This window comes from Salinimicrobium oceani, assembly GCF_012037645.1.
Genome location: NZ_JAAVJR010000121.1, coordinates 1 through 731, shown reverse-complemented (window position 1 = coordinate 731; position 731 = coordinate 1). Strand labels below are relative to the sequence as shown.

At 40.8% G+C, this 731-nt stretch carries 1 protein-coding gene; it reads right to left on the bottom strand.

The window, feature by feature from the left end; all coding sequences use genetic code 11:
* Window positions 1–491 (bottom strand): TolC family protein (locus tag HC175_RS15790; RefSeq protein WP_168139388.1); only part of this gene is annotated, 491 nt, incomplete at its 3' end.
* Between the last annotated feature and the right edge of the window lie 240 nt (window positions 492–731).

The window sequence follows — 731 nt, the reverse complement described above, 5'->3', positions numbered from 1 at the left end:
AGTGTAATTTCATGCTGTGCCTGGATCACTTTGAAGTTTTCTTTATTGAAAAGCACTTCGAGATAAGCATTGGCTACGAAAAGCGCCACATCATCTTTCATTTGCTCCAGGGAATATTCCCCGGCCAGTTTTGCCATTTTTGCGTACTGGTACTGGCGAATATTCCTCAGCCCATCAAAAAGGCTAAGCCCTGCAGTTACTCCCGCGGAAAAGTTCCTGGTAGTTTGCGTCTGGAGAATTCCTGTGGTAACATTTTGCGTAAGTCCCGTATTCCATGAATTCGAAGCCGATGCATTTACTCCCGGAAGAAAATTTCCGAAGGCATCCGAAATATCGATTTTTGTCAGCTCTACATCAAGTTCGGTTTGCTTGATGGTAATGTTATGTTCAAGAGCACGTTCAATACATTCCTGAAGTGTCCATTCTCCCTGCTGCGCCGAGGCAAATAATGTAAAGGAGAGGAAACCTGCAGTTAAAAATATTCTTTTCATAATGGTTGTTCTAAGGTATAAGTCTTTTGATTGCCAGTTTTGTTACAATGGGAAATCAAAAAAGGATTGGACCTACACCTACAAAGCAGGATTCTTTTTAGTTTGCTTATGAGACTAATGAAAAAGGAAAATGTTACATTCTTCTAAAGAAACTTCAGAAAAGAGCAGGTAATAATGGATATGGTTATTCTTCAGAATGACTTTTCCTGCGGGATTTCCAGATGAAGTATCCCACCCCGG